This window comes from Streptomyces sp. SLBN-31, assembly GCF_006715395.1.
Classification (GTDB): Bacteria; Actinomycetota; Actinomycetes; order Streptomycetales; family Streptomycetaceae; genus Streptomyces.
The window spans coordinates 1,983,198-1,996,183 of sequence record NZ_VFNC01000002.1; the positions used below are offsets into that span (position 1 = coordinate 1,983,198).

Annotated in this window: 9 protein-coding genes; 1 reads left to right on the forward strand and 8 read right to left on the reverse strand. The window is 72.6% G+C overall.

Features of this window, described 5'->3' with window-relative positions; translation table 11 throughout:
- Positions 1-421 precede the first annotated feature (421 nt).
- The gene (locus FBY22_RS29145; protein ID WP_142150927.1) at positions 422-1,369 is read left to right on the forward strand and encodes a DMT family transporter; all 948 of its coding nucleotides are present in this window, start codon (positions 422-424) and stop codon (positions 1,367-1,369) included.
- Here FBY22_RS29145 and FBY22_RS29150 read toward each other — a convergent pair.
- The 8 genes from FBY22_RS29150 to FBY22_RS29185 all read right to left on the reverse strand — a co-directional run bounded on the left by FBY22_RS29150 (position 1,361) and on the right by FBY22_RS29185 (position 12,967).
- On the reverse strand, positions 1,361-2,683 hold the full coding sequence (locus FBY22_RS29150) for an MFS transporter (RefSeq protein WP_142150929.1): 1,323 nt from the start codon (positions 2,681-2,683) through the stop codon (positions 1,361-1,363). The genes FBY22_RS29145 and FBY22_RS29150 overlap by 9 nt on opposite strands.
- Positions 2,684-2,811: 128 nt before the next feature.
- A complete protein-coding gene (locus FBY22_RS29155) occupies positions 2,812-3,891 on the reverse strand; it encodes a Zn-dependent alcohol dehydrogenase (protein WP_142150932.1) in 1,080 nt (359 codons plus the stop codon).
- Between the two features lie 11 nt (positions 3,892-3,902).
- The gene (locus tag FBY22_RS29160) at positions 3,903-5,291 is read right to left on the reverse strand and encodes an aldehyde dehydrogenase family protein (protein WP_142150934.1); all 1,389 of its coding nucleotides are present in this window, start codon (positions 5,289-5,291) and stop codon (positions 3,903-3,905) included.
- Positions 5,292-5,395: 104 nt separating this feature from the next.
- Complete coding sequence (locus FBY22_RS29165; protein WP_142150936.1) at positions 5,396-6,739, reverse strand: ABC transporter ATP-binding protein; 1,344 nt, start codon at positions 6,737-6,739, stop codon at positions 5,396-5,398.
- Positions 6,740-6,920: 181 nt separating this feature from the next.
- Positions 6,921-7,526 (reverse strand): class F sortase, encoded by a 606-nt coding sequence (locus FBY22_RS29170; RefSeq protein WP_142150938.1) that lies wholly within the window; start codon positions 7,524-7,526, stop codon positions 6,921-6,923.
- 400 nt (positions 7,527-7,926) lie between these two features.
- The gene (locus tag FBY22_RS29175) at positions 7,927-9,150 is read right to left on the reverse strand and encodes an MFS transporter (RefSeq protein WP_142150940.1); all 1,224 of its coding nucleotides are present in this window, start codon (positions 9,148-9,150) and stop codon (positions 7,927-7,929) included.
- Between the two features lie 24 nt (positions 9,151-9,174).
- The gene (locus FBY22_RS29180) at positions 9,175-10,590 is read right to left on the reverse strand and encodes a CitMHS family transporter (RefSeq protein WP_142150942.1); all 1,416 of its coding nucleotides are present in this window, start codon (positions 10,588-10,590) and stop codon (positions 9,175-9,177) included.
- A 139-nt stretch (positions 10,591-10,729) separates the two neighbouring features.
- Positions 10,730-12,967 carry a molybdopterin oxidoreductase family protein gene (locus FBY22_RS29185; RefSeq protein ID WP_142150944.1) on the reverse strand — a complete coding sequence of 746 codons (2,238 nt, stop codon included), beginning with the start codon at positions 12,965-12,967 and terminating at the stop codon, positions 10,730-10,732.
- Positions 12,968-12,986 lie beyond the last annotated feature (19 nt).

The window sequence follows — 12,986 nt, forward strand, 5'->3', positions numbered from 1 at the left end:
GGGGACGGAAGGGGAGGGGGTGGGCGGATCGGTGGGATGCCGGGTGCGGGCGGTTCGTGGCCGGTCGCGCAGTTCCCCGCGCCCCTAGGGGGTGGAGCAGTCGTGGGTCGAGTGCGGGTGATCGGGGGCTGATCGCGCAGTTCCTCGCGCCCCTGGGGGTTGCCGAGCCGTCGGGGCGCAGGGGCTCGGCCCTCGGAACTTCGTCGCCTGCCACTCCCCAAGGGGCGCGAGGAACTGCGCGACAAGCCACGAACCACCCGCACGCAACACCCCACAGCACCACCCCCCAGGGGCGGGAGACTGCGCGACCGGCCCGGCACCACCCGCACCCGGCACGCACCCCAGGCCCCCACCCCAGTAGCCGCCCCCCCGTCCGAAATCCGCCAGCCCCGTACCCCCCGCCCCGCCTACCCTCAGGAGCATGATGAGCACCGCCCATTCCCGCCCCCACCTGCTCCCCACCGCCGCGGCTGCCACCACTGTCGTGCTGTGGGCCTCCGCCTTCGTGTCGATCCGGAGTGCCGGGGCCGCTTACTCGCCGGGGGCACTCGCGTTGGGGCGGCTGCTCTCCGGCTGTCTGGTGCTCGGCGTGCTCATGGTCGTACGCGGGGAAGGGCTGCCGCCGCGGTCGGCCTGGCGGGGCATCCTGATATCGGGGCTGCTCTGGTTCGGGTTCTACAGCGTGGTGCTGAACTGGGGCGAGCAGCAGGTGGACGCCGGCACGGCGGCACTGGTCGTGAACATCGGCCCGATCCTCATCGCCCTGCTGGGGGCGCGGCTGCTCGGCGACCCCGTGCCACCGCGGCTGCTGGCCGGCATGGCGGTGTCGTTCGCGGGGGCCGTGACGGTCGGACTGTCGATGTCGGGTGGCGGCGGCTCCTCCGTGCTCGGCGTAGTGCTGTGCCTGCTCGCTGCCGTCGGCTACGCCGGCGGTGTCGTCGCCCAGAAGCCCGCGCTCGGTCGGGCCAGCGCGCTCCAGGTGACGACGTTCGGGTGTCTGGTCGGCGCGGTGGTGTGCCTGCCGTTCACCGGGCAGCTGGTCGGCGAGGCGGCCGACGCGCCGGTGTCGGCGACGCTCAACATGGTCTACCTGGGAGTCTTTCCGCTGGCACTGGCCTTCACGACGTGGGCGTACGCCCTGGCCCGGACGACCGCGAGCCGTATGGGCGCGACGACGTACGCGGTGCCCGCGCTGGTGGTGCTGATGTCCTGGCTGGCGCTCGGCGAGGTGCCGGGGCCGCTCACGCTCGCGGGCGGGGCGCTGTGCCTGGCGGGCGTGGCGGTGTCGCGGTCGCGCGCACGCGCACGGGCCGCGGCCCCGGAGACGGTTCCGGGACCACGGCCCGAGCGGGCGCCGGACTCAGTGTGAACGCGCCCTGCCGGCCAGGACCTTGATGGACAGCAGGGCGATCACGGACAGCGCGATGATGTAGGCGGAGACCGACATCGAGGTGCCGGTCGCCTCCAGCAGCAGGACCATCACGAAGGGCGCGAGGCCGCCGCCGAGCACGGCCGCGATCTGGTAGCCGAGGGAGGCGCCGGTGTAACGCATCTCGGGCGTGAACAGCTCGGCGAACAGGGCGGCCTGGGGGCCGTACATGATGCTGAGGAAGCAGCCGGCGACGAAGGTGGCGACGGCCAGCCACAGCAGTGAGCCGGTGTCGATCAGCAGGAACATCGGTACGGCCCACAGGGCGATGCCGGCCGCGCCGAGGGCGTAGATCCGGATGCGGCCGACGCGGTCGGAGAGCGCCGCGGCGGCCGGGATCAGCACGAGCTGGGTGAGGCTGACGCAGAGCGAGACGGTGAGCACGGCGTCCTTCTTCATGCCGAGGTCCCGCGTGGTGTAGTCGAGGACGCCCGTGATGAGGATGTAGAAGGTCGCGGTGTTCACGGCGAAGGAGCCGCCGGCCAGGAACACGGTGCCGAGGTGGCCGCGCAGGATCGTGCGCAGCGGCGAGCTCTGCTCGGTCTTCTCCTTCTGGGCCAACTCCTGCTCGGAGCGCTGGAATTCGGGCGTCTCCTCGACGTGGCGGTGGATGTACCAGGCGAGCGCGAGCACGAACAGGCCGACGACGAAGGGCAGTCGCCAGGCCCAGGCCACGAAGTCGGCGTCGGTGGTGAACGCGCCGGCCAGCAGGAAGACGGTGTTGGCGGTCACCACGCCGATGGGGACGCCGAGTTGGACGAAGCTGCCGTAGACACCGCGCTTGCCCTCGGGGGCGTACTCGGTGGCCAGCAGCATCGCGCCGCCCCACTGCGCGCCCACCGCGACGCCCTGTACGACGCGCAGCAGGACCAGCAGGACGGGGGCGGCGACGCCGATCGTGTCGTAGGTGGGGAGGACACCGATCCCGGTGGTGGCGATGCCCATAAGGGTGAGTGCGAGGACCAGCATCGGCTTGCGGCCGCGCTTGTCACCGAGGTGGCCGGCGACGATGCCGCCGATGGGGCGGGCCAGGAAGCCGACGGCGAAGGTGGCGAAGGCGGCGAGGACTCCGGCGGTGGAGCTGCCGGAGGGGAAGTACAGGTCGCCGAGGACCAGGGCGGCGGCGATGCCGAAGACGAAGTAGTCGTACCACTCGACGGCCGAGGCGAGGGCCGCCGCGGTGGCGACGCGGCGGCGGTTGACCGCGGGGAGGACGGTCGTGGGGACGGGGGAGGTGGAGGGGGCCATGTCCATGCGTGCACACTCCGATGGGTGCGGCGGTGGGGACGTTGGCGGCGAACATACTGACCGGCCGGTATGGGGTCAACGGTCCTGCACGAAGGTTGCCCGGGGCACCCAGACCCCGGGCGCTCTCCCCCGCGTCAGAAGACGATCAGCGCACGGCCGCCCTTGCCGGCCAGCATGTTCTCGAAGGCCGCCGGGATGCCGTCCAGGGCGATCCGTTCCGTCACCAGTGCGCCCAGGTCCAGGCGGCCGGAGCGGATGTGGTCGGCCAGAACGGGCAGGTCCCGGGCCGGGTCCGAGTTGCCGTAGACGCAGCCGGACAGGGTCCGGCCCCAGTGGAAGATCTCCAGGGCGTTGAAGGTGACCTGCTGGTCCTTGCCGCCGATGCCGACGACCGTCGTACGACCGCCGCGCCGGGTGGAGTCCCAGGCCGTGCGGATCGTCGTGGCGCGGCCCACGCACTCCACGGCGACGTCGACGCCCTGCTTGCCCGTCAGGCCGCGGATCTCCCGGGCGGTGTTCTCCGACGCCACCACGTAGTCCGTGGCCCCGGCGTTGCGGGCCAGCTCCTCCTTCTCCGGTGACACGTCGACGGCGACGATCCGCGCGGCTCCCGCGATGCGGGCGGCCTGGAGGGCTGCCAGGCCCACGCCCCCGACGCCGTACACCGCGACCGTCTCCCCGGGCCGGACCTTCGCCGCGTGGTGGACGGCGCCGTAGCCGGTGAGGACCGCGCAGCCCAGGAGGGCCGCGTCGGTCAGGGGGACGCCCTCGGGAAGGGGCAGGAGGCAGGAGGCCGGCACGACCGTCTCCTCGGCGAACGCGGCGACGTTGAGCCCGGGGTGCAGGTCGACGCCGGCGGCGGTGCGGGCGTACACGTCGGCGGCGCCGTTCAGGGCGTTGGCGCACAGCCACACCTCGCCGAGCGAGCAGACGTGGCAACTTCCGCAGGAAGGAGCCCAGTTGAGGACGACGGGGTCACCGGGCGCGATGTCCGCGACGCCTTCGCCGACCGCCACGACCGTGCCCGCACCCTCGTGGCCGAGGACCGCGGGGACCGGCACCCGCATGGTGCCGTTGGACAGGGAAAGGTCGGAGTGGCACACCCCGGCGGCGGCGAGGCGGACGCGGACCCGGCCGGGGCCCGGGTCGGGCAGCTCGATGTCGGTGATCTCCAGCGGGGCGCCCACCTCGGGCAGGACGGCTGCGCGAACCATGTGAACGCTCCTCAGAACTGCAGGGACTTGGTCTGGAGGTACTCGGCGAGTCCGTGCGCGCCGAGTTCCCGGCCGACGCCCGACTGCTTGTAACCGCCGAAGGGGGCAAGGGGGTTGAAGCGGCCGCCGTTGATGTCGACCTGGCCGGTGTCCATACGGCGGGCGAATGCCACCGCCTCCGCCTCGTCGCCCGCCCAGACGGCGCCCGCGAGGCCGTAGACCGTGCCATTGGCGATACGCAGGGCGTCCTCCTCGTCCTCGTAGGGGAGGATCACCAGGACCGGACCGAAGATCTCCTCCTGGGCGACGGTCATCTCGCACGTCACGTCGGCGAAGACGGTCGGGGCGACGAAGTAGCCCCGCTCGTGCGGAGATTTCGTGCCGCCGGTCACCAGCCGCGCACCTTCCGCGACACCCTTGTCGATGTAACCGCGCACCCGGGCCAGCTGCTTGGCGTTGACGACCGGGCCGATGCGCGGGCCGTACTTCGCGGCGGCCGCGGCGGCCAGCTCGACCGCCTCCTCGTAGCGCTCCCGGTGCACCAGCATCCGGGTCCACGCGCTGCACGTCTGGCCGGAGTTGGACATCACATTGGCGACGCCGACGTTGACCGCCTTGGCGAGGTCGGCGCTCGGCAGGATGACGTTGGCGGACTTGCCGCCCAGCTCCAGGGCGACCCGCTTCACGGCCGCGCCCGCGGTCGCGCCGATCCGCCGGCCGACGGCCGTGGAGCCGGTGAAGGACACCAGGTCCACGTCCGGATGCTCGGCAAGGGCCTGTCCAGCGACCGGGCCGAGCCCGGTGACCAGGTTGAACACACCGGCCGGTACGCCGGCCTCGTGGACCGCCTCGGCGAAGAGCTGGGCGACCAGCGGGGTGTCCTCGGCGGGCTTGAGGACGATCGTGCAGCCGGCCGCCAGCGCGGGGGCGACCTTGGCGACGACCTGGTGCAGCGGGTAGTTCCAGGGGGTGATCGCGCCGACCACGCCGACCGGCTCCAGGTAGACGGTCGAGTTGCCGGCCTTCTCCTCGAAGGCGTACGTCGCCACCAGCTCGGCGTAGGAGCCCGCGACCGCGATGGGCACGGCCGCGTGCACGTTCTGCGAGAACTGCAGGGGTGCGCCGAGCTCCGCGGTGACTGTCTCCGCGATCTCGTCCTTGCGGGCCAGCAGGACGTCCCTCAGGGCGGTGAGCCGGGCGGCCCGCTCGGCGGGCGCGGTGGCGGACCAGGCCGGGAGCGCGGCACGGGCGGCCCGTACGGCCGCGTCGACGTCGGCGGCGGTGCCCGCGGGCACGTGGCCGATGACCTGTTCGTCGACCGGGTTCACGACCTCGATCACGTCCGTACCGGCGGCGGGGCGCCAGGCGCCGTCGATGTACATGCCGTCGTGTGCCTTCATGGTGCTCCTCCGGGCGGGGCGTCGTCCGCGTCACAACCTACCGACAGCCACATAAACTAGCGGCGATAGTTTTCGGACGCCAGACTCCCCCCGCCGGAGAGCCGCTACTCCTCCAGGTCGGGCAGCCGCGCCGGAGCCGGGGAGATCCGCTCGCCGTGCTGGTCGAAGACGAACAGGTGGGCGATGTCGACGAGGAGGGGGACCTGCAGGCCGCGGCGGAGGTCGATGTCGGGGGTGGTGCGGACCACCAGGTCGCCGGGGAGGCGGGGCTCCGAGGGCGTCGCCGCCGGGTCCGGGTCGGCCGGCTCGTCCAGGACCACCACCGGTCCGGCCCGCATCGCGCCCGCCCGCTCCCGCAGCCGCCCCAGCACCGTCGCCCCGCTGTCCCTGCGCCGCCGCCGGGACGGCCGCGAGGCGGGACGGGGCGCCTCCAGGTCCGGTACGACGGCGGGCTGGGAGCCGGTGTTGAAGTGGACGAGGATCTCGTGCCCCTGGAACTCCACGTGCTCCACCAGACCGGTGAGCGGCACCTCGCCGGGGCGGGCGGAGCTGTGCTTGGCGATGCGGATGGCCTCCGAGCGCAGGCCGACGATCACCTCGCGCCCCTGCTGGACGCGGAGCAACTGGTGGTCCTGGGACAGGGGTTCGGGCAGCCGCAGATACTGCTTGCCCAGGCTGATGGTCATCGCGCCGTCGAGCGGGGCGCGGACCAGGCCGCGCAGCAGGTTGATGCGCGGGGTGCCGATGAAGGCGGCGACGAAGACGTTGCGGGGCAGGGCGTAGACCGCGCGCGGGGTGCCGAGCTGCTGCAGGACCCCACCGCGCAGCACGGCGACCCGGTCGCCGAGTGACATGGCCTCGGCCTGGTCGTGGGTGACGTAGACCGTGGTGACGCCCAGTTCGCGGGTGAGCTTGGAGATCTCGGCGCGCAGATGGTTGCGGAGCTTGGCGTCGAGGTTGGACAGCGGCTCGTCCATGAGGAACGCGGACGGGTGGCGGGCGATGGCCCGGCCCATGGCGACGCGCTGCCGCTCGCCGCCGGAGAGCTGGGCTGGGAGGCGGTCCAGGAGGTCCTCGATGCCGAGCATGCGGGCGGTGGCGTCGACGCGGGGGCGCGGGTCCTCGCCCGGGTTCTCCACCCGCAGCGGGAATCCGATGTTCCCGCGGCTCGTCATGTTCGGGTAGAGGGCGAAATTCTGGAAGACCATCGCCATGTTCCGCTCGGAGGGCAGCAGGTCGTTGGCCTCCTCGCCGTCGAGCAGCAGCCTGCCCTCGGTGATCTCCTCCAGCCCGGCGATCATGCGCAGCACGGTGGACTTGCCGCAGCCCGAGGGCCCGAGCAGGACGAGGAACTCGCCGGGCTCGATGTCCAGCGACAGCCGGTCCACCACGCGAACGTCTCGCGTGTAGGTCTTGCTCACGTCCTGCAGGGAGATGGCGCGTGTCATGACTGTTGCCCCCGGGGGCTGCTGGGCGCTGGTGCTCCGCGATGCCGACCACCTCGTGCGGTTCGCACGAGGCCTGTGGGTCACGGAAGTTAACGGAATGTGCCCGGCCGAGGGAAGACTTCGGACGCTCGGGTTCAGCCTGTGAGAAAGCGGACGATCTCGTTCAGCGGTCCGTCCGCGCTCACCGTGTGCGGGTGAGGTGCGCGAACACCACGGTGTTGCCCGCGTAGCCGGTCCTGCGGTCGTAGATGCCGCCGCAGGTGATCAGCCGCAGCTCGGGCCGGCCGCGGGCGCCGTAGACCTCGCCGTTGGGGAAGTGCGCCTTCTCGTACGTCCGGACCCTGTCGACGGTGTGGACGGCTCTCCGGCCGTCCGCGCGGCGCAGTTCGACGAGGTGGCCGGGGCCGAGCTCGCCGTGACCGGCGAAGACCGCGGGGCCGGTCCGGGTGTCCAGATGGCCGACGACGACTGCGGTGCCCTGTTCGCCCGGCGAGGGGCCGCCCTCGTACCAGCCCACCCGGTGGCCGTCGTCATCGGGGGGCGCGGTGAGCCGGCGGTCGCGGTCCAGGCCGAGGCCGAAGACCGGGGCGCCGACCCCGGTGTCGGGGATGACGACGCGGGTCGGGCGGGAGCGGGACAGCGGGCGGGGCGGCGGGGCGGTGCGGCGCGGTGCCGTCCGGTGCGGGGCGGGGCGCGCGTCGGAGGCGCGGGGGGCGGGGGCCGGGAGCCGGCCGGGGGGTGCGCGGGGGTGGCCGTCGTGGCGGGAGGGCCGTCGTCCTGGGTGCACCGGACGGCGCCCACCACCAGCAGGACCCCGAGGACGTGCGTCCGGGTCAGGCGGCAGGCGCGCGTCCGGTACCAGGGTCTGGGGTGGCGCGCCCGTCCACGGTGTGTGGACGGGCGGCGGGCGCCGGGCCCCGGTGTCCTGGTGCTACGCCCTGCCATGCGGGCGGCGACGGAGCCGGAAATAGGCCGCCCCGCCCACCGCGGCCAGACCGACGGCGGCGGCACCGGCGACCTGGTTGATCGCGGCGTCGCGCGAGTCCGCCGGCGAGCCGAGGAGCGCGCTCCCGGCGAGGGTCTAGGCCGCCGGCGGACTCGCGCGCGACGCCGCAGAGGCATGGTGGGCATGCGAGTCCTCCGAGTCAGACGATTTTCGTATAAATCGCGGTTATTCTGACTCTCCTTCACATGCGGCGCGCGGAGTGCGGGAGCGTCGCCCGACGCCCCGTCACTTTTCCTCCGTCCGGAGCAGGCGAGCGCAGCGCGACCCCCGCCGACAGCAACAGCAGCCCCCCGAGCATGACGAAGGGCGCGGCCGCGCCGACGAGGCCCGCGACCAAGCCCGCCGTCGCGGGGGCGGCGACCTGGCCGAGGCGGTTGCCGGTCAGCCGCAGGGCGAGCGCGGTGGAGCGGGCGCCGTCGGGGGCGGCCTGGACGACGGTCGTCATGGACAGCGGCTGGCCGACGCCCAGGCAGAAGCCGAGCGCCGTCAGCATCAGTCCGAGGGCCCAGACCGGCACCGGCAGCGCGATGCCCGCACACAGTACGGCGGCCAGCAGGCACGTCACGGTCAGCAGCGCGGTCCGGCCGAGCAGCCGTAGCAGCGGAGTCAGGACGAGCCGGCAGGCGACGGTGGCGCCGGCCCGCAGGCTGAGCAGCACGCCGATCACGGAGGGCGCGATATCGCGGTGCTCGCCGACCACCGGGAGATAGGCGGTGAGGATGTCGGTGGCGGACAGCACGGAGAGGCTGATGAGCATGCCGGCGGGCACGCCCCGGGCCCGCAGGATGCTGCCCACGGCGACCCGGTCCGCTTGCGCCGCACGGGAGTTGACCGCCGTACGGTCCTCGATGCGCCACAACGAGGTGAAGGCGGCCGCGGCGCCCGCGCCTGCCACCAGCAGCGCCAGCGCGCTCGTGCCCGCCATGTCGGGACCGCCGATCAGCGCGCCCGCCGCGATCGGGCCGACGAGCTGGCCGAGGGAGGCGCCGATGGTGAAGTGCCCGAAGTTGCGGTCCTGTTCGTGCGGGGCGGATTGGCGGGCCACCAAGGACTGGGCGCCGATCACGAAGCAGAGGTGGCCGAGCCCCATCACGCCGCTCCACACCGCCATCGCCCACAGGGAGTCGGCGAGCCCGCTCAGGGCGCAGCCGCCGGCGATCAGTGCGACGCCGACCGGGAGCAGGGGCGCGCAGCGGCCGTGGTCGGTGCGGCGGCCCAGCGGTACGGCGGCGAAGAGCGGGAGGAGGGCGTAGACGCCCGCGATGACGCCGACCGCCCGCTCGTCGGCGCCCAGCGCGAGGGCCCGGTAGGAGACGGCGGGCCGGGCCATCGACACCGCCCCCTGTGCGAAGGAGAAGGCGATGACGAGGCGGAGCAGCCAGCCGCGGTTCCCACCGGGCCTCATGGGACGGAACCTTTCGCGGTGCGGTCAGATGATGCCGAAGAGGATGCCCGCGCCCAGGACGACGAGCGAGGTGAGCGCGGCCCACTTGACCACGAACCTGGTGTGGTCGCCGAACTCCACCTTGGCCATGCCGACCAGGACGTAGACGGCGGGGACGAGCGGGCTGGACATGTGCAGGGGCTGGCCGATGAGGGAGGCGCGGGCGATCTCCAGGGAGGAGACGCCGTGTGCCTGGCCGGCCTCGGCGAGGACGGGGAGGATGCCGAAGTAGAAGCCGTCGTTGGACATGAAGTACGTCAGCGGGATGCTCAGCACGCCGGTGACGAAGGCCATGTGCGGGCCCATGCCGTCGGGGATGTTGTTCACCAGCCACTTGGCCATGTGGTCGACCATGCCGGTGCCCTGCAGGACGCCGGTGAAGACGGCGGCGGCGAAGACCATGCCGGAGACGTTGAGGACGTTCTCGGCGTGCGCGGCGATCCGGGCCTTCTGGTCGGGCATGTGCGGGAAGTTGACGGTGAGGGTCAGGGCCGCGCCGAGCAGGAACAGCACCGGGATCGGCAGCCACTCCATGATCATGGCGGTGAGCAGGACGACCGTGAGCAGCGCGTTGAACCAGTAGAGCCTGGGGCGCAGGGTGGGCCGGTGGGGGTCGAGTCCCTGGAAGCCCTCGTCCTCGGGCGCGTCGGCCAGGCCCGCGCCGGTGCCCGAACCGGCGCCGTTGCGAGGTCCCTTGCCGTTCTTGGCGCCGTTCCCGGTGCCCGCGCCGACCAGCACGGTCTCCTGCTCGGCGGGCTCCTCCACGAGCACCTCGTCCAGCGTCAGCACGCCGAGCCGCTTGCGCTCGCGGCGGCCGAGGACGTAGGCGAGGGCGAAGACGAAAAGCAGGCCCATGGCGAGGGCCGGGATCATCGGCACGAAGATGTCGCTCGCGTCGAGCTTCAGCGCGGTGGCCGCGCGGGCGGTCGGGCCGCCCCAGGGCAGCGTGTTCATCACGCCGTTGGCCATCGCGGCGACACCGGTCATCACGACCAGGCTCATCTTCAGGCGCTTGTACAGCGGGTACATCGCCGAGACGGTGATCATGAAGGTGGTGGAGCCGTCGCCGTCGAGGGAGACGATCGCGGCGAGGACCGCCGTACCGACGACGATCCGGAGCGGGTCGGCCTTGCAGAACTTCAGGATTCCCCGAACGATCGGGTCGAAGAGGCCGACGTCGATCATCACACCGAAGTAGACGATCGCGAACATGAGCATCGCCGCGGTGGGGGCGAGGCTGGTGACGCCGTCGATGACGTAGTCACCGAGCTTGGCGCCCTTGCCGACGAACACGCAGAACAGCGCGGGAATCAGCACGAGCGCCGCGATCGGCGACATCTTCTTCAGCATGATCAGGACCAGGAAGGTCGCGATCATGGCGAAGCCGAGGATGGTCAGCATGAATGGATACCTAACGTTCGCCCTTGAACATCCCACCGGGGCAGGCGGTGCGATGACGTTAGGTCCGTTCAATCGGCGTTAACAAGTAGTTGACGTGTGAGCAATAAGCGCAAAACCGCAGGTCACAGCTTTGCTCAGGTCAGGCGGGCAGCGCGGCGGCGATTTCCACCGGCACTCCGTTGAGCACGGCGTTGCCGGACAGCGGGTCGAGGAGGCTGCCGTCGAGGAGCTGGTTGACGTTGACTCCGGGGTCGGTGGCGGCGTGGCTCATCCGGGTGCCGGGCCGGTCGTGGCCCCAGCCGTGCGGCAGGCTCACCACACCCCGGCGCACGGCGTCCGTGACCTCCGCCGGGGCGGTCACCTCTCCCCCGGCCCCCTTCACCCGCACCGGGTCCCCGTCGCGCACCCCGAGCCGCTCGGCGTCCTCGGGGTGGATGTGCAGGGTGCACCGGTTGGAACCGCCGGTCAGGGCCGGGACGTTGTGCATCCAGCTGTTGTTGGAGCGCAGGTGCCGGCGTCCGACGAGCACCAGCCCGTGGGGCAGTTCGTCGAGGGCGCGCCTGAGCCGGGGCAGGTCGTCGGCGATCGGCCACGCCAGCAGTTCGACCTTGCCGCTGCGGGTCTTCAGCGGCTGCGGGAGGCGGGGGGCCAGCGGTCCGAGGTCGATGCCGTGCGGATGCGCGAGCAGCTTCTCCAGCGACAGCCCGTCGGGGCGTACGCCGAAGCCGTCGCCGTAGGGGCCGAGGCGCAGCATCATGTCCAGCCGGCGCTCGGGGCCGTTCTCGCCGGTGAGGAGGGCGGCGAGCTCCTTGGGGTCGCGGCCGTGGACGGGCGAGTGGGGCTCCTTGACCGCCTTGCCGAGGGTCTGGCCGACGACCAGGTCGTCCACGGCGGACGGGTCGGTGCCGTGCATGCCGGTCGCGGCCAGGATCAGCCGGGCCAGGATCTCGGTCTCGGCCATGCGGCCGGGCTCCAGCGGGACGGCGGGGCGGGTGTAGCGGACCTGGTTGCGCACGGCGAGGGTGTTGAAGGCGAAGTCGTGGTGCGGGCTCTGGGAGGGCGGGGGCGGCGGCAGCACGACGTCCGCGTGGCGCGAGGTCTCGTTCAGGTACGGATCGACGCTGACCATGAAGTCCAAGCCGTCCAGGGCCTTGTCGAGCCGGTCGCCGTCGGGCGCGGACAGCACCGGGTTGGCGGCCACCGCGATCAGGGCGCGGACCGGCTCGCCCTCCTCGGTCGCGGTGTCGATCTCCTCGGCGAGTGCGGAGAGCGGCAACTCGCCCTTCGCCTCCGGGTGCTTGCTCACTCGCGAGTGCCAACGGCCCAGCGCGAAGCCGTGGCTGGGGCCGGCGGGCCGCGGCGTCCGGTCGGTGGCGGCCTGCGGGAAGAGCGCGCCGCCGGGCCGGTCGAGGTTGCCGGTGAGGATGTTGAGGACGTCGACGAGCCAGCTGCCGAGGGTGCCGTACGGCACGGTGCAGCTGCCGATCCGGCCGTACACGGCGGCGGTCGGGGCGGCGGCGAGGTCACGGGCCAGGGTGCGGATCAGGGCGGGCTCGACGTCACAGGCGCCGGCGACCGCCTCAGGGGTGAAGTCCCGCAGTTCGGCGCGGAGTTCGTCGACGCCTTCGACGTGCGGCACCAACTCGCCGAGGTCGACGAGGTCCTCGTCGAAGAGCACGTACGCCATCGCGGCGAGCAGCAGCGCGTCGGTGCCGGGCCGGATGGGGATGTGCCGGTCGGCGAGTTTGGCGGTGCGGGTGCGCCGCGGGTCGATGACGACGAGGGTGCCGCCGCGCGCCTTGAGGGCCTTGAGCTTGCCGGGGAAGTCGGGTGCGGTGCACAGGCTCCCGTTGGACTCCAGGGGGTTGGCGCCGATCAGCAGCAGGTGGTCGGTGCGGTCCAGGTCCGGCACGGGGATGGCGTTGGCGTCGCCGAACAGCAGCCCGCTGGAGACGTGCTTGGGCATCTGGTCGACCGTGGACGCGGTGAAGATGCTGCGGGTGCCGAGTCCGGCGAGCAGCACCGGCGGGTAGAGGCCGCCGGCCACGGTGTGGACGTTGGGGTTGCCCAGAACGACGCCGACGGCGTGCGGGCCGTGGCGGTCCACGACGGCGCGTATGCCGGCCGCGACCGCGTCGAAGGCCTCCTCCCAGGTGGCCTCGCGCAGCTCGCCGTCCCGGCGCACGAGCGGGGCCCGCAGCCGGTCGGGGTCGCCGTCCACGGCACCGAAGGAAGCGCCCTTGGGGCAGATGAAACCCCGGCTGAACACGTCGTCACGGTCACCGCGGGCACCGGTGACCCGGGTGCCCTCGATGGTGAGGGTCAGCCCGCAGGTGGCCTCACAGAGGGGGCAGATACGCAGGGCGGTGCGGGACACGGGTCCTCCCGGGCGGCGG